The following is a 23,810-nucleotide window of genomic DNA, read 5'->3' on the forward strand; positions in this document are numbered from 1 at the left end:
TGAATTCATTATAACCAAGCGATTTGAGAATTGCAAACTGTCTAGACAAAGTTTTGTTATGGTTTACGGCTGATTTTGTTACAACGAGTGAACGAGTGTTTCTTTTGGAGAAATTTTGCACAAAATATAAGCAATTCAATCACTTAGCTGTACGATTCTTAGGCAAATGGATTGTTAATCGTCTCTTTCGTCTGTACAGCATCGCCATCTGTGACCGATAAGTCATTTGTAGAATCACCAGCTGATGGGCGGTTAAGTCTGTCTGTAAGCTTTGTGACCAATACATCGGCAAAAGCTTGCAGTGCTTTGGCTTGGTTAAGCCCATCGGCATTGGGATAAATGGTCAAATCACCATAAATAGCAATGCCATCCAAGCCATTTTCGACGCTTAAGCCGCCAATACTCAGCGCTTCATGATCATTGTCAAAGGGGTGAATCATGTCATTTTCTCATTAAGATTTTCTTAAAAAATTCACAGCATAATCGATAAGTTCACCGCCAAAGGCAAGCCAAGTGTCTCGATTGTTTAGGATGATGGCATCGGCTTGTTTTTGGGTCATCGGTGCAGGCAGATTAAAGGCGTGATGCTTGACATCGCTTGATAAATTTGGCATAGCATCAATGCCAGTGCGGGCAGACAGCTCAGATAAGCTGATGACTTCATAGTTGGCAGATGCACTATTGGCAGAGAAATACACCCCAGCTTGATTGATGCTTGGTATGTAGATTGCCTTAAAAAAGTGACTCGGAACTAAGACGCGTCCGCCGATGCGCTCACTCGTCGTACCAATGAACGCCACGCCCGTGACTACATAGACATCGTTATATTTGCTGGTTAGTGTGCGCGTGGCATTTTCGATGTGTCGCCACAGGTTACGGTTATGCTCACCGTTTTGTGGGACAATGTTAGCAAGGCTAAAGCTTGCGTACTGCTCATCATTGGTCGCCATGTCGCCATTGGGTGCGATGTGTCCGCGGTCAAATCCAGAGCGGCGATAGTCAGCAAGCTCGGCACGGTGATTGGGTGCAAGGCGTTTTTCGGCGCGAAAATTATCCACGCGTGTCAGGCTGCGCGCTTGTACTACGCGCTTGCGGTCTAGGTGTGATGCTGACCAAAATGGCGTACGCGACACGCCAGAGTACAGCGTAGCAAAGCCATCAAAGCATAGGGCATACAGCGATTGATTCAGCTTTTGCCCTTTATCACCGACCAAGACAGGCGCGGTACGCTGATAAAACTGCCCATCACATTGGGCGAAATTATTAAATTTATCTTCAAAATTATAAGCAATAACTTTGGGCGTGCTGATGGTGGGCGTGCCGGTTTTGGCAGGTGGTGTGGGCGGCGTTTGTTCAATGCTGACGCTGCAGCCTGCAAGTAAAACAGCAGTGCTTAGGGCGATGGTATAAAATTTGTGAAAAACTTTGGACATGGTATAGCTTGTAATTATGGGGCTTGTCGGTATAATGATTCGCTAAATCCTTGATTGTAGCAGTTATCCGCCATGACCACAAGCCAAAAATCCACTGATGCGCTGTCTGCCAGCTTTGCACCGCGCCTACTGACTTGGTTTCATCAGTTTGGACGCCATGATTTGCCATGGCAATACCATCACAAGCCTGAAGCTGACATCTATGCGGTGTGGCTGTCGGAGATCATGCTGCAGCAGACGCAGGTGGCGACGGTGCTTGGTTATTTTGGGCGGTTTTTGGAGAAATTTCCGACTGTACAGGCATTGGCGGCAGCCGATTGGCAAGATGTGGCGACGCTGTGGGCAGGGCTTGGCTATTATGCACGCGCGCGTAATCTGCACGCAGGGGCAAAGCAAGTTGCTGATTTTATTGATAAAAATGGTCACTTTCCGCAGACGCTTGATGAGTGGCAGGCGGTGCGCGGTGTCGGACGATCCACCGCTGGGGCGATCGTGGCGATGGGTGTGCGCGACTTTGGCGTGATCTGTGATGGCAATGTCAAACGCGTACTGACACGCCATCGTGCCATCGGTGATGACATCACCAAAAGCGCGACCGACAAGGCATTGTGGGAGCTTGCGACCTTATTGACGCCACAAACCGACAGCGGTAAATATGCCCAAGCGATGATGGATTTGGGCGCGACCATCTGCACGCGCACACGCCCAAAGTGCGATATTTGCCCTGTGGCAAGCGACTGCCAAGCGCGGCAGCTGGGGCGACAGACCGATTTTCCTGTTAAGAAAAAAGCTGCCGCCAAGCCGCATCGCCACAGTCTTGTCATTTCACTGATTCATAATGATCGCACGCTGTGGCTACATCGGCACAATGACGGCGGCATTTGGGATGGGCTGTGGTGCTTGCCGATGATGGCTTTGGATTATGGCGGGGATGGTGAGTTGTCTGTAGAAAATCTACAAAATCTGCTAGAAAAAGCATGGCAAAATTCAGCGAATGACAGCACGCAGTCTGTAGCACAATCCTTGGCAGAATCTCAGCTGATGACCACGCTTGATCTGCCCATCATCACACAGCCAATCAAACGCATCAAGCATACTTTGACGCATTTTCATTGGCATTTGTACCATTTATCAATACGCATTGATGATGCTGTCACAGCGCAGATTGATGATAAATTACGCGCCATCCATGCTGAGTTTGTGTGGTGTGTGGGTAGCCAAACGCTTGCCAAACCTGCTGCAATGGTAAAGTTGCTACAAGGGTAGCAAGACTAGCTGTAGGATTTGATAAAATTAGAACGAGCGCGCCTGTAACCAATCGACAATTTGTACCAATAAATTCTGCTCGCCAAATCCGTTTACCGCCGTGCGCGCATCGTCAAACAGCTGATCGGCATAAGCTTTTGCGCCATCGACACCCAGCAGCTTGACATAAGTGGATTTTTCCAATTTTTCATCGCTGCCAGCAGGTTTGCCAAGTGTTTCGGTATCAGCGATGACATCAAGGACATCATCCTGCACCTGAAAGGCAAGTCCCACCGCGCGAGCGTATTGACCAAGCTTTAGCATCATTGCATCATCAGCATCAGCACAGATGCCACCCATCAGCACAGATGCTTCAATGAGTGCACCTGTCTTGTCGCGGTGAATGGCTTCTAGTTCAGCTTGGGTCAGTGTCTTATTCTCACCTTCAATATCCAACATCTGTCCTGCGACCATGCGGCGCGCGCGCGGGGCAAGTGTGCCAAGTAGCTGCAGCCCGATGTCATCATCAGATGGCGTATCAAATATTGACTGTAAATCCATGCTTAATAATTCAAAAGCAATGGATTGTAGTGCATCACCAGCAAGCAGGGCAGTGCCTTCACTATAGACCACATGGCAAGTCGGCTTACCGCGGCGCAGCTCATCATCATCCATACAAGGCAAATCATCATGCACAAGTGAGTAGCCATGTATCATCTCCACGGCTAGCATCGCACGCAAGGTCATTTGTGCTTGCATCTGTAAGTCAGTATTTTCAAGGTTTGCAAGGCTGATAAAAGTCGCTGCGGTCAATAAAGGACGCACGCGCTTACCGCCATTGTGGATGGCATAGCGACAAGCGGCATTGAGTGGTTCTGGCAGATTGACCGTATCAAAAACGGTATTCATCACCCGTTCAAGTTCGGCACTTTGCCATGATTGTAGCTGGTTTAGTGTGTTAATTTTGCACAAAGTTTCGGTGAGATGAGTCATTTTATTTCTTAAGTTTATTTTGATAATATCGTACAGTCAGCACCGCTTGGGTCATGCCAAGTACAATCATGAGTACAAACAGCTCATTAATCGGCTGGTCGGCGGTCTTGATTGCGGTGTGAATCAAAAGAGCGATATATACCGCAAGACCAAAAGCGTAAATTTTAAATTTGCCCTTTGGGAAGTTCACCATTAGCGTCAAAAGTATGATCAAGATGATCGCCGTGCCAAACAGCAACCACAATCCGCCACCACCGATGACGATGAGCAATACGCCAGCGAGCATATACGCGGTCAGCACATCGGTGATGCCTTCTAAAAAGTTATAGCGCGGTTTGGTCTTTGAAGTTGCCATTTCATGTCCTTATGAATCTTTGTGTTGTGCCGATTTATGATTTGCGGCGGCTTTTGGTTTTGCCCGAGTTGCCTGATTTACCTGCTTTGCCTGTTGATTTGGGTTTGTCGATGACTTTGGCAACCCCATCACTGCCCAATTGGCTCAGCTGTTCGACCAGCTTAAAGTCAATTTGCAATAAATCCATATTCACACCTGCCACTTGGATCAGTAGGCTGTCACCCAGTCCGAATTTTGAGCCTTTATCGCCGATGAGCTTTTGTTCTCGCTCATCATAATCAAAGTATTCATTGCCAAGCCCTGAGATGTGAATCAAGCCTTCGATAAACAGCTCATTGAGAGTTACAAACAGCCCAAAGCTTGTCACCGTGGCGACAGTTGCGGTAAATTCATCACCGATATGACGCTGCATATAGTGGCATTTTAGCCAGGTTTCGACATCACGAGAGGCTTCTTCGGCACGGCGTTCGGTGAGACTGGTTTGCTCGCCAGCTTCATCGAGCGAGCCGTATAGTGTATCGGCAGGTTGTTGGGCAGTGACCTTGTCCTTGATAGCACGATGCAGCATCAAATCTGGATAGCGACGGATTGGACTGGTGAAGTGGCTATATTCATCATATGCCAAACCAAAATGCCCAATATTATCAGGGCTATAATTCGCCTGCATCATCGAGCGAAGTAGCATACTGTGAATGCTCACCGCATCAGGGCGATCGGCAGTGGCTTTGATGATACGCTGATAATCTTCATGCGTTGGCGACTCGCTTGGGAATGATAGGCCAAAGCTTTTGACATACTCGTGCAGGCGAGCGGATTTTTCGTCATTGGGCTTATCGTGGTTGCGATACAGCACAGGCAATTCGTGCTTGAGCGCAAAGTTTGCCGCACAGGTATTGGCAAGTAGCATCATCTCTTCGATGAGCTTATGCGCATCACTACGAGTGCGAGCGACGATATCGACGATATCGCCATCTTTACCAAATTTGATATAAGTCTCAGCGGTCTCAAACGCCATCGCACCGCGCTCTTCACGGCGGGCATCTAGGATTTGGTACAGCTGATGCAGTGTGTCAATCGATTTGAGCACATCGCCATTACGCACCAAATCATCAGGTAGGGTTTCGTTGGTTGGGTCATTAAAATAGGCATTGACTTGATTATAAGTCAAGCGTGCCTGTGAGTGCATCACCGCAGGGTAGAACTCGTAGCCAGTCACCTTGCCGCCACGAGAGACCTTGATATCAGCGACCATGCACAGACGGTCAACCTTTGGGTTCAATGAACACAAGCCGTTGGATAGGGCTTCTGGTAGCATCGGAATGACTCGATGTGGGAAATATACCGAAGTACCACGCTCATAAGCATCGATATCGAGTGCCGATCGTGGTGTGACATAATGGCTGACATCAGCAATGGCGACGACGACACGGAAGTTGCCACCGGCACGCTTTTCGGCATAGACAGCATCGTCAAAGTCACGAGAATCTTCACCATCGATGGTCACCAGTGGCAGATGACGCAAATCGACACGGCCAGCAAAGTCCTTGTCAGATGGCTCATCGAAGCTTGCCGCCTGTTTGAGCGTCTCTTTGCTAAATTCATGCGGAATGCCATAATTATACAGCGTGGTCTCGATGATTAATTCGCGATCATTCAGGTTGCTCAGTAGTTCGGTGATTTTGCCGGTGGCGAACTCTTGATAAGTCGGCAAATCGATGATAGCAACTTTGACATCATCACCGATACCAGCATTCATCGCCATCACATTGTCATCGCTGACGGTGATGGGCTGATGGGCGTTAGCACCAGATAACTGCACAAAAAAGCCTTCGCCGTCATAAGCAAGCTTGCCAATGAACTCTAGTTGATGGCGGTGTGTCACTGTGGTGATGCGTGCTTCTGCTTTGCCACGGTATTCACTGGCGACCACTTCGACTGTATCGCCATCAAAGACCAATCGCATTTGTTTTTCGTGCAAAAACAAGTCAGGCATATCAGGCAACACCACAAAGCCAAAGCCTTTTGGGTTGGCGGATACTGTACCAGTCAAGATGGTCGGCAAGGGAGCGACACTAAAATGAATGCCATCGCTACGCTCAAGCTGAGAATCTCTGAGCATGGCCTTTAGGCGATTGGTCAGGGCAAAAAATTTATCTTCATCATCCAAGATACCAAAATGCATGGCAAGCGATTCTTGGGTGGCAGGATTGCCTTGGTTGGTGATGTCTGCCACTGTCTGCAGAATCAGCAGGCGTGACGGAATTGGGTTTTGGTATTTTGTTGCTTCGACCGCTGCATTTGGGTCATTCCATTTGGTTTTTTTTGTTTTGTTGGTCATAACTTACCTAAATTACTATCTTTCGTGTTTGTCAATATTGTATCATAAAGCAGTGTATCATAACGCAAGTAAAATGATAAAAACTGGGGAAATATGTTGATTGTTGAATTTGATCAGTTGCAAGCAGAGTTAAAAACAGGCGTGCTAGAACAGGTGGCGATGCTTGAGTGTCTGTGCTTGGCTGATGATCATTGGGAAGTGGCGGCGATTGCGTCGATGCTTGAGCAGTATGGTACTGGGCTATTATTGGCGGTGGATGACTTTGATGGTCTTCATGATGGTGATGTGCCGATCATCAAGGGTTATTGTCTGTATCAAATCGTCTTTGAGACTGCCGAAATCCATCGCATCGCCACCAATCCAAGCCATGCCCGCCAAGGTGTGGCACAGGCACTGATCACATCACTGATGGATAAGATGCGGGCGGTACAAAGCGATCATCTATTACTAGAAGTCCGCTCGGATAATCAGCCTGCGATTAGCTTGTATCAAAAAATGGGATTTGTGACCATTGATGTGCGTAAAGGCTACTACCAGCTGCCTGCAGGTGCAGTGGATGCGATGATCATGCAGTGGCAATCATAAAGCACAACACCGAAAATGCTCACGGCATTCACGGTGCTGATGAATGGGAAATCAGGCTGGATATGCCGTGCTTATTTTTTCTTGGCAGGGCCAAGTAGCATACCCATTTGGCGACCTTCGACCTTCGGCGCTTGCTCAACGCTTGCAATCTCGGCAGTATCGGCGATGATGCGTTCAAGCTGTGTTTTGCCGATTTCTTGGTGAGCCATCTCACGACCGCGGAAACGGATACTGACTTTCACCTTGTCTTTATCTTCGATAAACTCAACGATTTTACGAAGTTTGACTTGATAGTCGGCTTCTTCGGTACCTGGGCGTAGTTTGATTTCACGCACTTGGGTTTGTTTTTGGTTCTTTTTGGCTTCTTTGGCTTTTTGTTTTTGTTCGTACAAATAGCGCTTATAATCCATCACTTTGCACACAGGTGGCTTGGCATCAGGCACGATTTCTACCAAGTCTAGGCCATCATCAGCGGCGGTTTTTAGTGCGGTTTGGATATCTACCACGCCAAGCTGTTCGCCATCTTCTTTGACTAGGCGGACTTCTTTGGCACGGATTTCTTCGTTAATATTTAAACGGTTTGACGGTTTAATGGGTCTTACTCCAATCTAATTGCTCTTTTGTCAATCGCTGATGCTCTCTTGGCAATCACTCATTGACCTGTCTGCCAATACTTTGGCATTAAAGTGTCTATTATTAACCATTTGCTAAATTTTTGTCAAATGGTTTTATGTACTTTTAAAAAAATTTGCCCAATATTTGGGGTATTGGGCAAATTTCATCAAGGCTTATTTTTCAGCTTTTTCAGCAGTCTTTGCCACATAATTGCCTTTTTGGGCGACGGCGTCATTCAGTAGTGTGATAAAGGCATCCACTGGCATGCTGCCTAGGTTTGCACCTTCACGAGTACGCACATTGACTGTACCTTCTTCGACTTCTTTATCGCCAAGCACCAGCATAAACGGAATACGCTCAAGGGTGCGTTCACGAATCTTAAAGCCGATTTTTTCGTTACGCAAATCGCTCACCGCACGCAGGCCAGCGGCTTTTAGCTTGGCGACGACAGCATCACAGGCATCGGCTTGCTTGTCGGTGATGTTCATCACCACTGCTTGAGTAGGTGCAAGCCAAGGCGGCATCAGACCTGCGTATTCTTCGATCAAGATACCGATAAAGCGTTCAAACGAACCTAGAATCGCACGGTGTAGCATCACAGGACGCTCTTTGTCACCGTTTTCGTTGATAAAGTCAGCATCTAGGCGTTCTGGCAAGTTGAAATCTAGTTGTAGCGTACCACATTGCCACATACGGCCTAGGCAGTCTTTTAGGCTAAATTCAATCTTCGGACCATAAAACGCACCTTCACCTTCTTGTAGTTCCCAAGCAAGACCTGCGGTATCTAGTGCATCTGCCAAAGCTTTTTCGGCATCATCCCACAGATGATCAGCGCCGACACGCTTTTCTGGACGGGTTGATAGCTTCATCACGATGTCGCTAAAGCCAAAATCTTTATAAACATCCAAAGTCAGCTTAATAAAGGCTTGGGCTTCGTCACGGATTTGGGCGTGTGTACAGAAAATATGCGCATCGTCTTGGGTAAAGCCACGCACACGCATGATGCCATGTAGTGCACCTGATGGCTCGTTGCGATGGCATGAGCCAAATTCTGCTAGGCGTAGTGGCAAATCACGGTATGATTTTAGCCCTTGATTGAACACCTGCACATGGCAAGGGCAGTTCATCGGCTTGATGGCATAATCACGGTTTTCAGAACTGGTGGTAAACATATTTTCGGCATAGTTTTCCCAGTGACCTGATTTTTCCCATAGGCTACGATCGACGATTTGTGGGGTTTTGATTTCAAGATAGCCATTGTCCTGCTGTACTTTACGCATATACTGCTCAAGCACTTGATAAATCGTCCAGCCATTTGGATGCCAAAATACCATGCCAGGGGCTTGCTCTTGTAGATGGAACAAACCTAGCGCTTTACCGATCTTGCGATGGTCACGCTTTTCGGCTTCTTCGATACGCTGAATGTAGGCTTTGAGCTCTTTTTTGTCCGCCCAAGCAGTGCCATAAATACGCTGTAGCTGTTCGTTTTTGGCATCGCCACGCCAGTAAGCACCGCTCATTTTGGTCAGTTGGAACGCTTTTAGGAAGCGAGTATTTGGCACGTGTGGGCCGCGGCACATATCGATGTATTCTTGATGATAATACAGACCCATCGCTGTTTCATCAGGCATATCATCGATTAGGCGTAGTTTATAATCTTCGCCACGAGATTTAAAGATTTCGATGACTTCATCTCGTGGAGTCATTTTTTTGATGACATCATAGTCTTGGTCGATGAGCTGTTTCATACGCTCTTCGATGGCTTTCATGTCTTCGGGGGTGAATGGGCGTGGGCTGTAGATGTCATAATAAAAGCCGTCTTCGATGACAGGGCCGATGACCATTTTGACATCAGGGTATAGCTGTTTGACCGCATGGCCAAGCAAGTGAGCACATGAGTGGCGGATAATCTCAACGCCTTCTTGATCTTTGGCGGTGATGATTGATACGCTGGCATCAGCGGTAATTGGGTCGCAAGCATCTACCAATTTGCCATCGACACGACCTGCGATGGTGGCTTTGGCAAGTCCTGGACCGATATCTTGGGCGATTTGCATGACGGTGGTTTGGCCGTCAAATTGACGAACACTGCCATCTGGTAAGGTGATTGCAACCATAATAACTCCTAGTGTTGGCGTTGGTAGTGATGTTTGCTACTTTCAAACATATAACCGCTACCGATTGGGAAAAAGAAAATAATCCGACCATTTTAGCAAATTTTGCTACAATAAGCAAAAATCACCAAGCTGGGATTTGTTGCGTTATGATTAACGAATTTGCGTATTTGACCATCAAGACGGGTCAGGCAACAGAATTTGAAGCAGCCTTTGATAAAGCCAAACGCATCATCAGTCAGATGTCGGGATTTATCAGTCTGAATTTATACCGTCACCATGATGGCATGGGGCGTTATTTGCTCCATGTGGTGTGGCGGGATATCGCATCGCATCAAGATAGGTTTAGAAAATCTGCTGAATACGAGCAATGGCGAGCATTGCTGCATCATTTTTATGAGCCGTTTCCAGCGGTTGAGTATTTTGAGACGGCGGTGACGCTCTAAGCCACCGCTTGTTGGTTTATGCCTTGATATAAATCAAATCCCACACGCCATGACCATGGGTGATGCCACGCTGTTCAAATTTGGTCAATGGGCGATCGTCAGGACGAGGTGCAAAATTCCCCACGCCATGCGGATTGGTCAAGGTTGGCATGGTGTCAAGAACTTCTAGCATCCAAAAGGCATAATGCTCCCAATCGGTCGCTGCATGGAATTTGCCACCTGTATTCAGTACGCGTACGACTTTGTCCATGCGGTCATGGGTGACGAAGCGGCGTTTATAATGACGCTTTTTTTGCCATGGATCAGGGAAATATAATTGCACGGTATCCAGATGATTATCAGGCAGATTATCCAGTAGGGCGATGGCATCACCGTTGATAACTTTAAGGTTGGTGAGACCCATCTCATCTGCCAGTAGTGCTAAGCGACCGATACCCGGCTCATGCACTTCGATGCCGATGAAGTTGGTCTGTGGGGCGTTTTTTGCCATCTCAAGCAGGCTGTCACCCATCCCAAAGCCGATCTCAAGGGTAAGCGGCGCATCACTGCCATTTGGCGTATCGGCGAATAACGCACGCAAATCAGTGATGTGGCTGACATCGCCAAGCTTACCAAGCTCGCCTGTGCTATTGACATAAATATGCCCAAGACTGCCACCCACCAGCACTTGCTCGACCTGCTGGCTCATGTGGGTACGGCGTTTCATAAAGGTATTGATTTTGCGAAACTGCTCAGGTGTCTGTGCAAGCTTGGCAAGTCGTGTGCTGATTTCGTCGGTATCGATGACAGGGCTGTCTGCTTGGGTGGTTGAATTTGTCATAAAAGGGCGTAAAATGTTAGCTTAAAAATAGCCGTCATTATAATGTGTTTTGTGATTTTGAACAAGCGGACAAACTTGTCTGCGATGCAATCGGCTTTTGCTGTTTTGCGTGCGTCTGTTCTGATCTTTATTTTTGCCAAATTTGCCAATCCAATCCAAGCCAAATTAAGTTAAGCCAAGTTATGTTTCGTTTACCGTTTTTAGAAGATACCACGCCACCGCCATTTTATCAGGCGACCATCAATGCTGCCAAGCGTCGCAAGCTTGATCAGTGGTTTATCGGTCATCGCTCGCAGGCGTATTATTTGAAGCGATTTGATGAATTTGATCGGGCAGGCAAGCTACACGCGCGTTGGCATTGGGCGGCGTTTTTTATGACTTTTGGCTGGCTTTTGTATCGCAAACGCTACTTGGACTGTGTGGTGTATTGTGTCGCTGGTTGGTCATTTATCAAGGTGAATATTGCCATCATCTTGGCGGTGAGTGAGTTTGTGCTGATTGGGCATTTGCCTGATGCTTGGCAGGTGATGGCTCGTGTGGGGATTGGGCTCTTGGTATGGCTATTTTGGGCAGGCATGGTGGCGAGATGGGCGGATGCGTATTATTATCGCATGGCTCGGCGTGAGATCGCTGATGCGCTAGAGCTGTACCCTGATGATGACGAAGCACAGCGGGCGCATCTACAGTACGAAGGCGGAGTGAGCTTGGTGGGCTTGTCGGTGGCGTTTGTGATTTTTGGGATTTTGTTGTCGGTGATTGCGACGGTGTTTGTGCCGATGTATGCCAAGCACCAAGAGCAACAAGTCCTGCATGAAGTCTATACCGAAGCCAGCGCCATCGCCAAACAGGTCGATGTGGTGATGGCAAGCACAGGGCAATGTCCGACCGACCGTCAAGTCACAAGTAGCACGCATCGAGCCGAGATTCACATCACTAAGGCACCAGCTGGCATACGCACTGACTGTGCGGTGGTGGCAAGGATTACAGGGGCGTATTATCCGATTCGCTATCTAAATGGGCGGACGCTGACGATTTATCACGACAAAACTAGTGACGGCACTGTGCTGTGGCGATGCCAGTCGTCTTTATCCAAGAAACAATCACCAAAGCATTGTTTGGGCTAGTTGATGATCAAAGCAAATGCGTTGACGACTTATCAGCTAAAGCTGATGATGCTTGTGGCGATGGTGATTGACCATGTGGCATGGGCATTCGTCCCCACCGAGAGTCTCGCAGGCGAGCTGATGCACACCATCGGGCGGATGGTCGCACCGATGATGGCGTATTTTTTGGCAATGGGTTTTGCCAAAAGTCGTGATGTCATGCGTTATCTTGGACGGCTATTTGGCTTTGCTGTGATGTCACAGCCGGTGTTTATGTGGTTTCAGTACCAAATTGGTACGGTAGATGCCATCGGTGATGTCATGTGGGGCAATGTGTTGTTCTCACTTGGTACGGCACTGTTGGCACTGATGCTATGGCAGTCACGGCTTGACAAGTGGCTCAAGCTACTCGCTATGCTACCACTGATGCTCTTGGCAGATCTGAGCGAATACGGTATGGCGATGATACTGTGGGCGATGATATTTGATCGCTTGCGACTGCACAAAGCACAGATGCTCATCGTGTATCTGCTTAGCCTGCCTATTGCCTATATACTGATTTATGGTATCAATATCACCGCAGGACTGGGCGTGATGCATTTTGGCATGGCACTATCTGCGGCGCTGATTGCACTGCATAATGGGCAACAAGGGCGAGCGATACCCTTATGGCTTGGTGGTCGATACTTGTTTTATGGCTTTTATCCTGTGCATTTGGCAGTGATTGCATGGATTGTGTCTTATGTTGATTGTTGCTAAAGATTTCATTCGATCAGCCTGCATTACCCAACCGTCAATCCGAACGATATTGCCGAAGTAGTTCTGAGAGTGTATGAGCAGTTGGACTTTGGCAGAGTGTTGGGGCAATCTGTTTGATGATATCAATGGGTAATTCCCACCATTTTAGCTGTAGTAATAATTCAATAATCTCCTCACTAAAGCGTGGTTTGATGATTTGTGCAGGATTGCCACCGACAATATGATAAGGGGCGACATCTTTGATGACGTGGGCATTTGCACCAATGATTGCTCCATCGCCAATTTGCACGCCTGACATGATGGTTGCACCAGTTGCAATCCACACATCATGACCAACGATAACATCACCGCGTGTGGTAGGATGTCCTGTGATATCCATCCCTCCTAGGTCGTCTTGATAGATATGTCCAAAGGGAAAAGTACTAATCCAATCAGCACGATGATTACCGCCCAAAAAGATGTTGATATTTTTTGCCAATGAGCAAAATGAACCAATTTGCAGTTGAGCACCCTCATCCCATTGATGAATGGATAAATTTTCTATGCCATAGGTATAGCGACCAATGCTGATTGGGCTGTTGCCGATTTTTCCTGTACGAATTTGACCGACGCTCATATGTTTCCTTGTTGATTTGATTGGTAAATGTATTAAAGGCGGGCATGGATTTGGTCTATATCACCACCCCACAGGATCGACATCAATACTCATCCGTACCGCCTTGGTGCTAGGCAGTGCCTGCACCGCTCCCCACCAAGTATCCAAAAAACTGTGCAAGCTTGGTCTGTGTTTGGCAAGAATGAGCATCTGCACTTGATAGCGGTTGTTCTTCTTGGTCATCGGCGCATCAATCGGGCCATTGATGGCAAAAGGATGCGGATTTGGCAGGCAGGCTTTGGCATCGCTAATGGCAGCTTTGGCGCGCGCATAGTGCGTGCTTTCGGCGCGGATCAGCACCGCATGGCTGTAGGGCGGCAGTCCCAATTTGGCACGCTCGCTAAGCAGATCTTGGGCAAAGCTGCCATAGCCATCACGCACCAGATGTACAAGCAGCGGATTGTGTGGCTGCATGGTCTGAATGAATACTTGACCTTGTTTTTGCGCGCGTCCAGCACGACCTGCCACTTGGATGATCTGCTGTGCGGTATGCTCAGGCGAGCGAAAATCGGGCGATAAAAAGCCCAAATCCGCATTGGCAATGACTACAAGCGTGACATTGGGGAAATGATGCCCCTTGGCGATCATCTGCGTGCCGACCAAGATCGCAGGGCGGTCGGTGTGAATCTGCGCGCCTAGGGCGTCCCATGCGCCTTTTTTGCGCATGGTGTCGCGATCGATTTGCAAGATAGGATAAACGGTACTGCTGACCTGTGGATTGGCAAATAAAGCGTGCAAATGCTCAACAAGGCGTGTCGTTCCTGTACCGACGCTATCAAGATTGCTGCTGTTACATTCAGGGCAGTGGCTTGGCAGTGGTGTGATGTAGCCGCAGTGATGGCAGCGCAGGGTGCTGTACATCGGCTGTAGATTGTTCTTATGCACAGTTAGGTGTGCATCACAGTTTGGGCAGTCGGCTTGATGACCGCAGGCGGCACAGATCAGAATCGGCGCATAGCCACGGCGATTGATAAAGACCAGCACCTGCTCGCCTTTGGCAAGCGTATCACGCATCGCGCGCACTGTCTCGGGCGAAAATGTGGTATCGCTAAGCTTGCCATCGGTGTGCATGATGGCTTGGCTGCCCAGTCGCATATCAATCAGTCGTAGTTTGGCTTGGTTGGCATTACCTGCTCTATTATGTAGTTTTAACAAACTAAGCTTGGCATCATTAACCAGCTTTAGATGCTCAAGGCTTGGGGTGGCTGTACCAAGCAGTACAGGGATTTTGGCAAACATCGCGCGTACCATCGCCACATCGCAGGCGTGATAGCGCAGGTGGTCTTGCTGTTTATATGAACTGTCGTGTGCTTCATCGATGATGATCAGACCCAGATGATCAAAAGGATATAGCACGCTTGAGCGCGTGCCGATGATAATCTGCGCTGCGCCTGTCTGACACGCACGCCATCCTGCCAAGCGTTCGCTGTCACTCAGATTAGAATGCAGCACACAAATGGCAGCGGTGAAGCGATTAGCAAAGCGTGATTTGGTCTGTGGGGTAAGCCCAATCTCAGGCACCAAAATCAGCACCTGCTTGCCTTGTGATAGCACATGAGCCATCGCCTGCAGATACACTTCAGTTTTGCCCGAGCCTGTCACACCATCGAGCAAAAACCCCTGATACTGACCGCGATCACAAGCAGAAGTAATCGTATCAATGGCGTGCTGCTGCTCATCATTGGCGGGCAGATGCGACTGTTTGAGCTGTGCTTTTGGTGGGATGGTGGTGGGGGTGATTTGCTCGGTTTGGCTGATTAAGCCCTTATCCAGTAAGGCTTTGAGCGTCTGCCGACTTGCGCCGATGGCGGTGAGTGCGGATAAGTCCATACCGTTATCATGCTGGGCAAGTGCGCTTAATAGTTGGCGTTGTTTTTTGGCAGTTTTGGGCAAGTGCTGTAGTAGCGTATCGATCGGTGTGCTTGGGTCAATCCGATAGACTGTCGATGGCGTGCTGATGGGCTTGCCTTGATTGATAAGTGTCAGCAGCATCACGCTATAGACATCACCCAATGGATGATGATAATACTTGCCAAGCCACTGCGCCAAGCGAATCAGATCATCGCCGATGATGGGCGCGGTATCGATGATATTACTGATGGCTTTGAGCTTATCGGCAGGCACTTGGCTGTCTTGTCGTGCGATGTGTGCAGTGACGATGCCGATTAGCTGCCGTCTGCCAAAGGGTGCGATGACGCGGCTACCGATGGCAGGTAGGGCGAAATTTTTTGGACATAAATAATCAAAAAAATCCCCCACAGGTACCGCCAAAGCGACTTGGATCAGCGTGTCATGAGTGCTTGTCATGGGGGATTGCCGTCTGATTTAGGCATCTAGCTGCGATAAGCGCTCGAGCGATGGTGCGAAATAATACGCCCCTGTCATTGCGGTGGTGACATTTTTAAGCAGTAAGTCAGTCTTACCATCAGTCTCACCAAACATCGATAGCAGCTGCGCTTCGATATTCCACAGGCGCGCAGCATAAGCGATGAACAGTAGGCCGTGCTCACCTGTCACCGTGCCATAAGGCAGGCTGCGGCGGACGATTTCAAGGGTTTTGCCGTCTTCTTTTAAATTGGTACGGCCTAAATGTGAATCAGGCAAGCGATCAGCTTTATCAAATTCGATGTTGTCCGTCTTAGAGCGGCCGATGCACGCTTCTTGCTCGCTGATGCTCATCTTGTCCCATTTTGGCAGATCGTGGCGGTATTTTTGCACCATCACATAGCTGCCGCCTGCATCCACGCCATCATTGATGACGGCGACCGAATTGATGTTTTCGCCTTGTGGGTTTTCTGTGCCATCGACGAAGCCTTCTAGGCCGCGATCTTCGATGTAGCGAAAGCCGTGCGTCTCACGCTCAATACTGGCAAGACCTGCAAAAGCCGCGACCACTTCACTGCCAAGCTTAAAGTTCACATCAGGGCGCAAAGACTGGATGTGAAATAGCAAATCGGCTTGTGTGGCAGGGGCAAGACCACCGCCCAAAGGACGAAATGGCTTAAGCTGACTGCCTTCGCCATCTTTGGCAATCTTCGCCCACAGATCCACCCCAAAGCCGATGGTTAGACCCAATTGTTCATTGGGAAATTTGTCCTGCAGTGCTTGTAAGCTTGTCAAAGCAGCACGGCAAGCGGCGGCAAGTTTGCCAAGATCGCTGTCGGTGATGGCTGCTTCCATGACGATGCTGGCACGGCAATGATCAGGAATGATGGCTGATTGGGGAGTTGGCATGAAGTATCCTTATGGGGTTAATTATCTTAAATAACTGATCTATTATAGCAAATTTTTAACAAATACCCAAAAACAAAAGCCCTTGAAAGTCAAGAGCTTATGCTGTATGTCTTAAGCTTTGGTGAGCATTAGGCGATGTGTAAAATCGCTTCAATCTCAACCACGCCACCTTTTGGCAAAGCGGCTACTTGCACAGCTGCACGCGCAGGATAAGGGGCTGATAGCTGCTCTTCAAAGACGGTATTTAGCAGAGCAAAATCTGCCAAATCGGTCAATGATACATTGAATTTCACCGTGTCGTTCAGGCTGCCACCAGCGGCTTTGGCGATGGCTGCAAGGTTATCAAACGCTTGGCGCGCTTGTGCTTCAAAGCCTTCTTTTAACTCCATTGTCTTAGGATCAAGACCTAGCTGACCTGAGATATAGACAGTGTTGCCAACTTTGATGGCTTGTGAATAAGTACCGACAGCCGCAGGTGCATCGTCAGTGTGAATGACTTGTTTTGACATATAAAATCCTAGAGTAATGCAAGCGCGCTATTTTAAGCTTCTGCTTAAGCTTTTTTGGCCTGGAAATAAGCGCGCAGCTTATCGAACAGGCTAACCGCCGTGCCTGTGTATTCAATGTTCGGCGCAACATTGTCTGCAGTTTTTGGCAAAAGTGTTGGCTCTACTTTGCCAAGAAAATGCGCAGCGTCTTTTTGGTTACTTAAATCAATTTTACAACACATGGCAGCCTCCTTAGCTTGTGGGGTTTGCCTTTATAATAAAACAAATCAGGGCGTAATTTCAAGTGCTTTTGTGCAGATTTGGCGACTTGTGATCACTGGTATAGGCGCATGATGTTCGGATAGCCAAGCAGTGGGCGTAATTTCTCAATCCCTTCGGCGAGATGTGAGCGCGAACGCACCACGATGTGCAGCGTGGTTGTGCCGATTTTATCATTTTTATCCGCTTTACCATCTGCCTTGACATGAGTGTACTCAACGCCGATATTGATCGCGCGCAGCTCATAGATGACTTGGCTGATCTGCTCTTCATTGAGCATCGCGTAGATTCGCAGCATGGCAGGAAAGCGCAGTGAGTTAGGCTGTTTTTCTAGGGCGCTGGCAGGTTTCCAGTTGAGCTGAATGACCTGATATGGGTTCTCGGCGCGGACATTTTGTAGCGAATAGCACTTATGGCGGTGCACGACCAAGCCTTGACGCGATAGATGTCCGACGATGTGATCACCATAGATCGGATTGCAGCAGCGCGCAAAATCAACTTCCACGCCCTTAATACCGGCAAGCAAATGCTTGGTCTGGGTGATTTCATTATCATCGGCATAATCGACTTCTTCGCTAAATAGGCGCGAGACGACCAACTGCGGCAACAAAATCCCTGTGGATATCTGCATGAACAGCTCATCATTGCTCTTGATGCCGCGCCATTGCAGGATGTCTGCCCAGTCGGCATCACTAAGATCATTGATGGATTTGCCATAAGTCTGTAGGGCGCGATCCAGTGCTTGTTTGCCGTATTGGATTTTTTGATCTTCGGGCAAGTGTTTTAGGAATTTTAAAATCTCACTGCGTGCTTTGTTGGTTGCGACAAAGCCAAGCCATTCAGCGCGTGGTGTGGCATTCTTATCCGTATCAATGCTGACGGTATCGCCATCGGCAAGCACCAAGCCCAGTTTACCATGTTCATTATTGATGTCGGCACCCGTGGCGATGTTACCAATCGCAGGACCGACAGCATAAGCAAAGTCAAGCGCTGTCGAACCGCGCGGCAACTCATAAGCGCGACCTTGCGGGCTGTAGCAGACGATTTTGCGCTCGTGCAGATAGCTGATCAGCTCTTCGATGATGGCGATGTGTGCATCGTCATCGCTGGCAGCGTCGATGGCTTCGGTATTGGCAAGATCTTGCATATTGCGAAGACTTGCTTGGATCACCGACTGGCTGATGTCGTTATGATCATTACTGATGATACCTAGGCGCGCTGCATCCTGCATACGGCGAGTCATTAGGGTTACTTTAATATGATTATAATCACGCTCATAAATCAGCGTCAATGACTGATTGCCACCTGCTAGGGGTTTGCGGATATGATCTTGGATATTGCGATCGCCGATTTGATATTTTTGGATTAGATAACTGGCAAGCTTATCACACGCTTCAATGGTATCAAGCACGACATCGAAATCGTATTGACGAATGAGCTGATTAATCTGTCCGCGGTTTTTGAAAAATTGACGGTACATCGATGCGCGATTATCCAATACTTGTACATGACCTTGTAAGTTTAGATGAACAAGTAGCTGCTGCAAATAGGTGCTGATTTCGGTTTTTTGGAAATTACGCCCAAGTCCGTGCTGTAGCAGCTTGTCGGTAAATTTATTGTACATCACAGGGTTTAGGTTGCGATAGCACAATAGCTCAATATAATCAGCAATGTTATTCAGACCCATCAAGCGCGCGAACGGCACATAAAAATCCAAAGTCTCACGCGCGGTGCGTTTTTGTTTCTCTTCACTCACCGCATCTAGCGTGGACATATTGTGCAGGCGGTCGGATAGCTTGACGATCAGCACACGCGGATCGATGAGTGTCGCAGTGAGAATCTTATGAAAAGTCGCCGCTTGGCTTTGCTGCTTGCTCATGCCTGATGATTTTAGCTTAGTCACGCCATCGACCAGACGCGCCACCGTCTCACCAAATTCAGCGGTGACAAGCTCTTCGGTAACTTCGGTATCTTCGACAGTATCATGCAAGATGGCGGCGATGATGGTGTCGCGATCTAGGCGAAACCCTGCCAAAATCTCCGCCACCGCGATCGGGTGCGTGATATAAGGCTCGCCCGATTTGCGTTTATCCTTGATGTGCGCCACATCGCCAAAATGACACGCGCGCAGCACATCTTGGCGTTCATTGGGCTTAAGATAGGCGACAGCGCGCATCAAACTGTCACGAGCATCGTCCACGAGCGGATGGCTTAAGTGTGTCGGAATATCGTGTGGATGATAGCTGTCTAACATAATGGCTCTCAAGGTTTGGTGGTTGGTGGGTAAAAATAACCGCAGTGCGGCTTTGGTTTACAGACTTATAAACACTACAAAATGCCATCAGTTGATTGGCATCAAATAATACAATCAGAATGTATAATAAAACACCGATTGGCTCGATTGTCAATATCTGACGATGAATTTTGTCTTTGGTTGTGTAAATGCAGCATCAAAGCACGCGAAAATAAAAAGCCACACATCAAAATGCATGGCTTATAAATGTACTTCGAGCTGATTACAGCTGATTACCCAATGACTCTGGGGTGATTTCGTAATTTTGTGGCTTGGCGAACAAATCGTCATCTGGCTCGTCTAGGATGTCGCGATTGACATTGCCAGCGGCGATTTCGCGTAGGGCAAGCACGGTTGGCTTGTCGTTATCGACGGTTACGGTCGGATCGACTTTGCCGTTTGCCAATTGGCGAGCACGCTTACTTGCCACCAAAATCAGCTCAAAACGATTATCAACATTTACAAGACAATCTTCAATGGTTACTCGTGCCATAGCTTACTCTCAATTAAAAAGGGAAAAATCAGATAATCGCTTATTATAGCAAGCTTTTTGTGCTTTTTTAAGTGATTTTTGCGTGATTTGCCAAAATTTTACCGATTTTACCCAATTGACCAAAACCATCAATCCGCCAACAAATCCGCGATCAAAGCTTGATTGCGCGTGGCTTGTACCGCTAGGCTTAGGCGATGGCTTTTGATGATGGTTTGTAAATCGCTCAAGGCATCGGCAAAATCATCATTGATGACGACATAATCGAATTTATCATATTGGCGCATTTCAGTGATTGAGCCTGCCAAGCGTTTTTCGATGACTTCATCACTGTCTTGACCGCGATTTGATAAACGAGAGCGCAGGGCATCGCGGCTTGGTGGTAGAATAAAAATCATCACCGCATCGCCAAATTGCTCTTTGACTTGCAGCGCGCCTTGCCAATCGATCTCCAAAATCACATCCATGCCTTTAGTAAGCAGATCGCTCACCGCTTGCTTGGATGTGCCATAATAATTGTCAAATACTTGCGCGTATTCTAAGAATGCAGATTGGCTGATCAAAGTTTCAAATTCATCTTTATTAACAAAATGATAATGTACGCCGTTTTCTTCACCTGGGCGTGGGCTGCGCGTGGTGTGCGAGACGCTGACGGTGAGATTGTCGGTATTGGCAAGCAGCTCTTTGACTAGGCTGGTTTTGCCTGTGCCTGATGCAGCGGTGATGATGAATAATTTGCCAGTCATGGTGGTTTTCCTGTAATTTTCTTCGGTTGTCAAATAACAATATTTTAGCACAAATTGGCTGAAATTTGCTAAAATAGATCAGATTGATTATGAGAGATTATTGAGAAAAATATGAAAATTTTATTAGCCAATCCCCGTGGTTTTTGTGCAGGTGTCGATCGTGCCATCGCCATTGTCAATGAAGCCTTGCGTCGATTCAGTCCGCCGATTTATGTGCGTCATGAAGTGGTGCATAATAAATTTGTTGTTGAAGATTTGGCGCGTCGTGGGGCAGTGTTTGTCGAAGAGCTGGATGAAGTGCCTGATGGGGCGATTGTGATTTTTTCGGCACATGGCGTATCCAAGGCAGTCGAAGATGAAGCGGCGCGCCGTGATTTGACCGTGTTTGATGCCACTTGCCCACTGGTGACCAAGGTGCATATCGAAGTGGGGAAATTTGCCAAAGAAGGCATGGATGCGATTTTGATCGGGCACGCAGGACATCCTGAAGTCGAAGGTACGATGGGGCGATTTGATACCAGCTTTGGCGGCCGTATTCATCTGGTCGAAGATGCTGATGATGTGGCAAAGCTTGATTTGGATAAAGAAAACTTGGCATTCGTCACCCAAACGACGCTGTCAATGGACGATACTGCGGTGGTCATCGATGCGCTCAAAAATAAATACCCAAGCATCAATGCCCCACGCAAAGATGACATCTGCTATGCCACCCAAAATCGTCAAGATGCTGTTAAGCTACTCTCAAAAGAGTGCGATGTGGTGCTCGTGGTCGGTAGCCCCAATTCAAGCAACTCAAATCGCCTAAGAGAGCTGGCCGAGCGTATGGGTAAGCGTGCGTATCTGATTGATAATGCAGGACAAATGGATAGGGCATGGTTCGATGGCGTCAGTCATGTTGGAGTGACGGCAGGTGCATCTGCTCCTGAAGTGCTGATCCAAGAAGTGCTTGAGACTTTACAATCTTGGGGTGCGGAGCCGCCTGTAGAATTAAGTGGTATTGAAGAGAATGTTACATTTAGCTTGCCAAAGTCATTGACAAAGGCAGGCTAACAGATGAATCGGCTGACACTTACGCCTCGTATGACCGATGAAGTCTCGCCAAGTCTTGTGCAGGCGTTGGGCTATCCAAGCCTTGCGCGCGTGCTGCAGGCGCGGCAGGTGGCGAGCGTCGATGAGCTGGATATGGCGATCGGTAAGCTGATCGCTGCTGATGGCTTGATGGGCATTGACCAGGCGATTGCCATCATTGATCAGGCGATCGATCATCATGATCAAATTTTGATCATCGGGGACTTTGACTGTGATGGTGCGACCAGTACCGCGCTGATGCTGCGTGCCTTGCGGCAGATGGGTGCGAAGGTGGAGTTCTTGGTACCTGATCGTTTTAAATTCGGCTATGGCTTGACGCCTGAGATCGTCAGCTATGGCGCGGCAGAGTATGACCCAAAGCTGATCATCACGGTCGATAATGGCATCTCAAGCCATGAAGGGGTGGCACAGGCGCATAAGCTTGGCATACGGGTGGTGATTACCGATCATCATTTGACAACCAAGCCATCGCCGCCTGCCGATGCGGTGGTCAATCCCAATCAGCTGGGCTGTAGCTTTGATAGCAAATGGTTGGTCGGTGTCGGTGTGGCGTTTTATGTCATGGGGCGTCTTGCCAAGCACCGCCGCGCACTTGGCAAGTCATCGGCAAATGTCGCGCGGTTTTTGGATCTGGTCGCGCTGGGGACGATTGCTGATCTGGGCGTGCTTGATCGCAATAATCGCATCTTGGTCAGTCATGGACTGATGCAGATTCGCGCGGGTAAGGCGTGCGCAGGCATCTATGCCATCTTGGAGCAGGCAGGGCGCGCGTATCAGAGCATCACCAGTGAAGATTTTGGCTTTGCCATCGCGCCACGCATCAACGCCGCTGGTCGTATGGACAATATGCGAATCGGCGTGGAGTGCTTGATTACCGATGATTGGGGTGAAGCGCATCGACTTGCCATTGAGCTTAATAAACTCAACCACTCGCGCCGCAGTGTCGAGATGGCGATGAAAGATGAAGCGGTGGCAATCATCGACAGCTTACCTGAGCTTGGCGCTGATGACAGCCCAAAATCCATCGTGCTGTACCAAGACAACTGGCATCAAGGTGTGATCGGTATCGTCGCAGGCAGGCTAAAAGAAAAGCTGTACCGTCCAAGTATCATCTTTGCCCCTGCTGATGTCAGCGAAACGGGCGATGATGATATGATCAAAGGCTCAGCGCGCTCGATCGCAGGCGTGCATATTCGCGATGTTATCGAAGCGGTGGCGGTGGATGAGCCGTCGCTGATTGAGCATTTTGGTGGTCATGCGATGGCGGCAGGGCTGACGATCAAAAAAGGCAATTTTGAGCGATTTGCCAAAGCGTTCGAAGATAAGATGGTAGGCTTTGATGCGTCGGTGTTTTGTGAAGAAAAATTCACCGATGGCAGTCTTTTGCCACAAGAGTTTAGCTTGCATTTTGTTGATACTCTAAAGAATTTAAGCGTCTGGGGTAATGGCTTTGCTGTACCAAGCTTCGATGGTGAATTTGAAGTGCTGAACCATCGCGTGCTAAAAGACAAACATCTCAAGCTCACCCTGAAGCTATCTGGCGTGCAGTATCCGATTGATGCGATTTGGTTTAATTATAATCCTGCGGTATGGGATTATCGCGCAAGTGGCGTGCATATTTTATACACCCTTGATATTAACGAGTGGCAGGGCAATCAAAGCCTGCAGCTGATCGTCAAAGACTTGGCGGTGTGTCAGGTGATGGGGTGATTTATCAGTCTAATTTTATT

Annotated in this window: 23 protein-coding genes; 7 read left to right on the forward strand and 16 right to left on the reverse strand. The window is 48.3% G+C overall.

Annotated features, from left to right (window positions below; genetic code table 11):
- Positions 1-158: 158 nt before the first annotated feature.
- Together NGM44_RS07665 and NGM44_RS07670 are read right to left on the reverse strand one after the other, a co-directional pair.
- Positions 159-440, reverse strand: coding sequence for a hypothetical protein (locus tag NGM44_RS07665; protein WP_253223107.1), 282 nt, complete (start codon positions 438-440; stop codon positions 159-161).
- A 12-nt stretch (positions 441-452) separates the two neighbouring features.
- Positions 453-1,433 (reverse strand): DNA/RNA non-specific endonuclease, encoded by a 981-nt coding sequence (locus NGM44_RS07670; RefSeq protein ID WP_253223108.1) that lies wholly within the window; start codon positions 1,431-1,433, stop codon positions 453-455.
- Between the two features lie 72 nt (positions 1,434-1,505).
- On the opposite strand from NGM44_RS07670, the gene mutY reads away from it, so the two are divergent.
- Positions 1,506-2,699: an A/G-specific adenine glycosylase gene (gene mutY / locus NGM44_RS07675; RefSeq protein WP_253223109.1), complete on the forward strand. Its 1,194-nt coding sequence runs from the start codon at positions 1,506-1,508 to the stop codon at positions 2,697-2,699.
- Positions 2,700-2,726: 27 nt separating this feature from the next.
- Here mutY and NGM44_RS07680 read toward each other — a convergent pair whose 3' ends face one another.
- The 3 genes from NGM44_RS07680 to rnr are packed head-to-tail and all read right to left on the reverse strand — an operon-like array spanning position 2,727 to position 6,364.
- Positions 2,727-3,671 (reverse strand): polyprenyl synthetase family protein, encoded by a 945-nt coding sequence (locus NGM44_RS07680; RefSeq protein WP_253223110.1) that lies wholly within the window; start codon positions 3,669-3,671, stop codon positions 2,727-2,729.
- A 1-nt stretch (position 3,672) separates the two neighbouring features.
- Positions 3,673-4,026 (reverse strand): hypothetical protein, encoded by a 354-nt coding sequence (locus tag NGM44_RS07685; protein WP_253223111.1) that lies wholly within the window; start codon positions 4,024-4,026, stop codon positions 3,673-3,675.
- Positions 4,027-4,060: 34 nt separating this feature from the next.
- The gene (gene rnr / locus NGM44_RS07690; RefSeq protein WP_253223112.1) at positions 4,061-6,364 is read right to left on the reverse strand and encodes a ribonuclease R; all 2,304 of its coding nucleotides are present in this window, start codon (positions 6,362-6,364) and stop codon (positions 4,061-4,063) included.
- Positions 6,365-6,457: 93 nt separating this feature from the next.
- On the opposite strand from rnr, the gene NGM44_RS07695 reads away from it, so the two are divergent.
- Complete coding sequence (locus tag NGM44_RS07695) at positions 6,458-6,949, forward strand: GNAT family N-acetyltransferase (protein WP_253223113.1); 492 nt, start codon at positions 6,458-6,460, stop codon at positions 6,947-6,949.
- Positions 6,950-7,020: 71 nt separating this feature from the next.
- Here NGM44_RS07695 and infC read toward each other — a convergent pair whose 3' ends face one another.
- Together infC and thrS are read right to left on the reverse strand one after the other, a co-directional pair.
- Positions 7,021-7,518 (reverse strand): translation initiation factor IF-3, encoded by a 498-nt coding sequence (gene infC, locus NGM44_RS07700; protein WP_253224656.1) that lies wholly within the window; start codon positions 7,516-7,518, stop codon positions 7,021-7,023.
- Positions 7,519-7,737: 219 nt separating this feature from the next.
- Complete coding sequence (gene thrS, locus NGM44_RS07705; RefSeq protein WP_253223114.1) at positions 7,738-9,681, reverse strand: threonine--tRNA ligase; 1,944 nt, start codon at positions 9,679-9,681, stop codon at positions 7,738-7,740.
- A gap of 146 nt (positions 9,682-9,827) precedes the next feature.
- On the opposite strand from thrS, the gene NGM44_RS07710 reads away from it, so the two are divergent.
- A complete protein-coding gene (locus tag NGM44_RS07710; RefSeq protein ID WP_253223115.1) occupies positions 9,828-10,124 on the forward strand; it encodes an antibiotic biosynthesis monooxygenase in 297 nt (98 codons plus the stop codon).
- Between the two features lie 16 nt (positions 10,125-10,140).
- On the opposite strand, the gene trmB is transcribed toward NGM44_RS07710, so the two are convergent.
- On the reverse strand, positions 10,141-10,944 hold the full coding sequence (gene trmB, locus NGM44_RS07715) for a tRNA (guanosine(46)-N7)-methyltransferase TrmB (RefSeq protein ID WP_253223116.1): 804 nt from the start codon (positions 10,942-10,944) through the stop codon (positions 10,141-10,143).
- 182 nt (positions 10,945-11,126) lie between these two features.
- On the opposite strand from trmB, the gene NGM44_RS07720 reads away from it, so the two are divergent.
- Together NGM44_RS07720 and NGM44_RS07725 are read left to right on the forward strand one after the other, a co-directional pair.
- On the forward strand, positions 11,127-12,068 hold the full coding sequence (locus NGM44_RS07720) for a DUF2628 domain-containing protein (protein WP_253223117.1): 942 nt from the start codon (positions 11,127-11,129) through the stop codon (positions 12,066-12,068).
- 3 nt (positions 12,069-12,071) lie between these two features.
- Entirely contained in the window at positions 12,072-12,806 is a 735-nt protein-coding gene (locus NGM44_RS07725) for a TraX family protein (RefSeq protein WP_253223118.1), read from the forward strand.
- Between the two features lie 34 nt (positions 12,807-12,840).
- Here NGM44_RS07725 and NGM44_RS07730 read toward each other — a convergent pair whose 3' ends face one another.
- From NGM44_RS07730 to gmk, 8 genes are all read right to left on the reverse strand, one after another.
- The gene (locus tag NGM44_RS07730; protein WP_253223119.1) at positions 12,841-13,422 is read right to left on the reverse strand and encodes a CatB-related O-acetyltransferase; all 582 of its coding nucleotides are present in this window, start codon (positions 13,420-13,422) and stop codon (positions 12,841-12,843) included.
- Positions 13,423-13,482: 60 nt separating this feature from the next.
- Positions 13,483-15,768 carry a primosomal protein N' gene (locus tag NGM44_RS07735; RefSeq protein ID WP_253223120.1) on the reverse strand — a complete coding sequence of 762 codons (2,286 nt, stop codon included), beginning with the start codon at positions 15,766-15,768 and terminating at the stop codon, positions 13,483-13,485.
- Positions 15,769-15,786: 18 nt separating this feature from the next.
- Positions 15,787-16,695: a Dyp-type peroxidase gene (locus NGM44_RS07740; RefSeq protein WP_253223121.1), complete on the reverse strand. Its 909-nt coding sequence runs from the start codon at positions 16,693-16,695 to the stop codon at positions 15,787-15,789.
- A gap of 128 nt (positions 16,696-16,823) precedes the next feature.
- Complete coding sequence (locus NGM44_RS07745; protein ID WP_253223122.1) at positions 16,824-17,204, reverse strand: RidA family protein; 381 nt, start codon at positions 17,202-17,204, stop codon at positions 16,824-16,826.
- 44 nt (positions 17,205-17,248) lie between these two features.
- Positions 17,249-17,425, reverse strand: a complete 177-nt coding sequence (locus tag NGM44_RS07750) for a hypothetical protein (protein ID WP_253223123.1) — start codon at positions 17,423-17,425, stop codon at positions 17,249-17,251.
- A gap of 92 nt (positions 17,426-17,517) precedes the next feature.
- Positions 17,518-19,716: a bifunctional (p)ppGpp synthetase/guanosine-3',5'-bis(diphosphate) 3'-pyrophosphohydrolase gene (locus NGM44_RS07755; protein ID WP_253223124.1), complete on the reverse strand. Its 2,199-nt coding sequence runs from the start codon at positions 19,714-19,716 to the stop codon at positions 17,518-17,520.
- 262 nt (positions 19,717-19,978) lie between these two features.
- Positions 19,979-20,248 carry a DNA-directed RNA polymerase subunit omega gene (rpoZ, locus tag NGM44_RS07760; RefSeq protein WP_253223125.1) on the reverse strand — a complete coding sequence of 90 codons (270 nt, stop codon included), beginning with the start codon at positions 20,246-20,248 and terminating at the stop codon, positions 19,979-19,981.
- Between the two features lie 128 nt (positions 20,249-20,376).
- Entirely contained in the window at positions 20,377-20,991 is a 615-nt protein-coding gene (gene gmk / locus NGM44_RS07765) for a guanylate kinase (protein ID WP_253223126.1), read from the reverse strand.
- Positions 20,992-21,102: 111 nt separating this feature from the next.
- Between gmk and ispH the strand changes: the two genes are divergently transcribed.
- Together ispH and recJ are read left to right on the forward strand one after the other, a co-directional pair.
- Entirely contained in the window at positions 21,103-22,041 is a 939-nt protein-coding gene (ispH, locus tag NGM44_RS07770) for a 4-hydroxy-3-methylbut-2-enyl diphosphate reductase (RefSeq protein WP_253223127.1), read from the forward strand.
- A gap of 3 nt (positions 22,042-22,044) precedes the next feature.
- A complete protein-coding gene (recJ, locus tag NGM44_RS07775; protein ID WP_253223128.1) occupies positions 22,045-23,790 on the forward strand; it encodes a single-stranded-DNA-specific exonuclease RecJ in 1,746 nt (581 codons plus the stop codon).
- The last annotated feature ends 20 nt before the right edge of the window (positions 23,791-23,810 follow it).

The organism is Moraxella sp. FZFQ2102 (assembly GCF_024137865.1).
Classification (GTDB): Bacteria; Pseudomonadota; Gammaproteobacteria; order Pseudomonadales; family Moraxellaceae; genus Moraxella.

What these genes read in the sequence shown, in the direction of transcription:
- NGM44_RS07665 (WP_253223107.1), bottom strand. Translation starts at nt 440, where the DNA reads ATGATTCACCCCTTTGACAATGATCATGAAGCGCTGAGTATTGGCGGC.
- NGM44_RS07670 (WP_253223108.1), bottom strand. Translation starts at nt 1,433, where the DNA reads ATGTCCAAAGTTTTTCACAAATTTTATACCATCGCCCTAAGCACTGCT.
- mutY (WP_253223109.1), top strand. Translation starts at nt 1,506, where the DNA reads ATGACCACAAGCCAAAAATCCACTGATGCGCTGTCTGCCAGCTTTGCA.
- NGM44_RS07680 (WP_253223110.1), bottom strand. Translation starts at nt 3,671, where the DNA reads ATGACTCATCTCACCGAAACTTTGTGCAAAATTAACACACTAAACCAG.
- NGM44_RS07685 (WP_253223111.1), bottom strand. Translation starts at nt 4,026, where the DNA reads ATGGCAACTTCAAAGACCAAACCGCGCTATAACTTTTTAGAAGGCATC.
- rnr (WP_253223112.1), bottom strand. Translation starts at nt 6,364, where the DNA reads ATGACCAACAAAACAAAAAAAACCAAATGGAATGACCCAAATGCAGCG.
- NGM44_RS07695 (WP_253223113.1), top strand. Translation starts at nt 6,458, where the DNA reads ATGTTGATTGTTGAATTTGATCAGTTGCAAGCAGAGTTAAAAACAGGC.
- thrS (WP_253223114.1), bottom strand. Translation starts at nt 9,681, where the DNA reads ATGGTTGCAATCACCTTACCAGATGGCAGTGTTCGTCAATTTGACGGC.
- NGM44_RS07710 (WP_253223115.1), top strand. Translation starts at nt 9,828, where the DNA reads ATGATTAACGAATTTGCGTATTTGACCATCAAGACGGGTCAGGCAACA.
- trmB (WP_253223116.1), bottom strand. Translation starts at nt 10,944, where the DNA reads ATGACAAATTCAACCACCCAAGCAGACAGCCCTGTCATCGATACCGAC.
- NGM44_RS07720 (WP_253223117.1), top strand. Translation starts at nt 11,127, where the DNA reads ATGTTTCGTTTACCGTTTTTAGAAGATACCACGCCACCGCCATTTTAT.
- NGM44_RS07725 (WP_253223118.1), top strand. Translation starts at nt 12,072, where the DNA reads ATGATCAAAGCAAATGCGTTGACGACTTATCAGCTAAAGCTGATGATG.
- NGM44_RS07730 (WP_253223119.1), bottom strand. Translation starts at nt 13,422, where the DNA reads ATGAGCGTCGGTCAAATTCGTACAGGAAAAATCGGCAACAGCCCAATC.
- NGM44_RS07735 (WP_253223120.1), bottom strand. Translation starts at nt 15,768, where the DNA reads ATGACAAGCACTCATGACACGCTGATCCAAGTCGCTTTGGCGGTACCT.
- NGM44_RS07740 (WP_253223121.1), bottom strand. Translation starts at nt 16,695, where the DNA reads ATGCCAACTCCCCAATCAGCCATCATTCCTGATCATTGCCGTGCCAGC.
- NGM44_RS07745 (WP_253223122.1), bottom strand. Translation starts at nt 17,204, where the DNA reads ATGTCAAAACAAGTCATTCACACTGACGATGCACCTGCGGCTGTCGGT.
- NGM44_RS07750 (WP_253223123.1), bottom strand. Translation starts at nt 17,425, where the DNA reads ATGTGTTGTAAAATTGATTTAAGTAACCAAAAAGACGCTGCGCATTTT.
- NGM44_RS07755 (WP_253223124.1), bottom strand. Translation starts at nt 19,716, where the DNA reads ATGTTAGACAGCTATCATCCACACGATATTCCGACACACTTAAGCCAT.
- rpoZ (WP_253223125.1), bottom strand. Translation starts at nt 20,248, where the DNA reads ATGGCACGAGTAACCATTGAAGATTGTCTTGTAAATGTTGATAATCGT.
- gmk (WP_253223126.1), bottom strand. Translation starts at nt 20,991, where the DNA reads ATGACTGGCAAATTATTCATCATCACCGCTGCATCAGGCACAGGCAAA.
- ispH (WP_253223127.1), top strand. Translation starts at nt 21,103, where the DNA reads ATGAAAATTTTATTAGCCAATCCCCGTGGTTTTTGTGCAGGTGTCGAT.
- recJ (WP_253223128.1), top strand. Translation starts at nt 22,045, where the DNA reads ATGAATCGGCTGACACTTACGCCTCGTATGACCGATGAAGTCTCGCCA.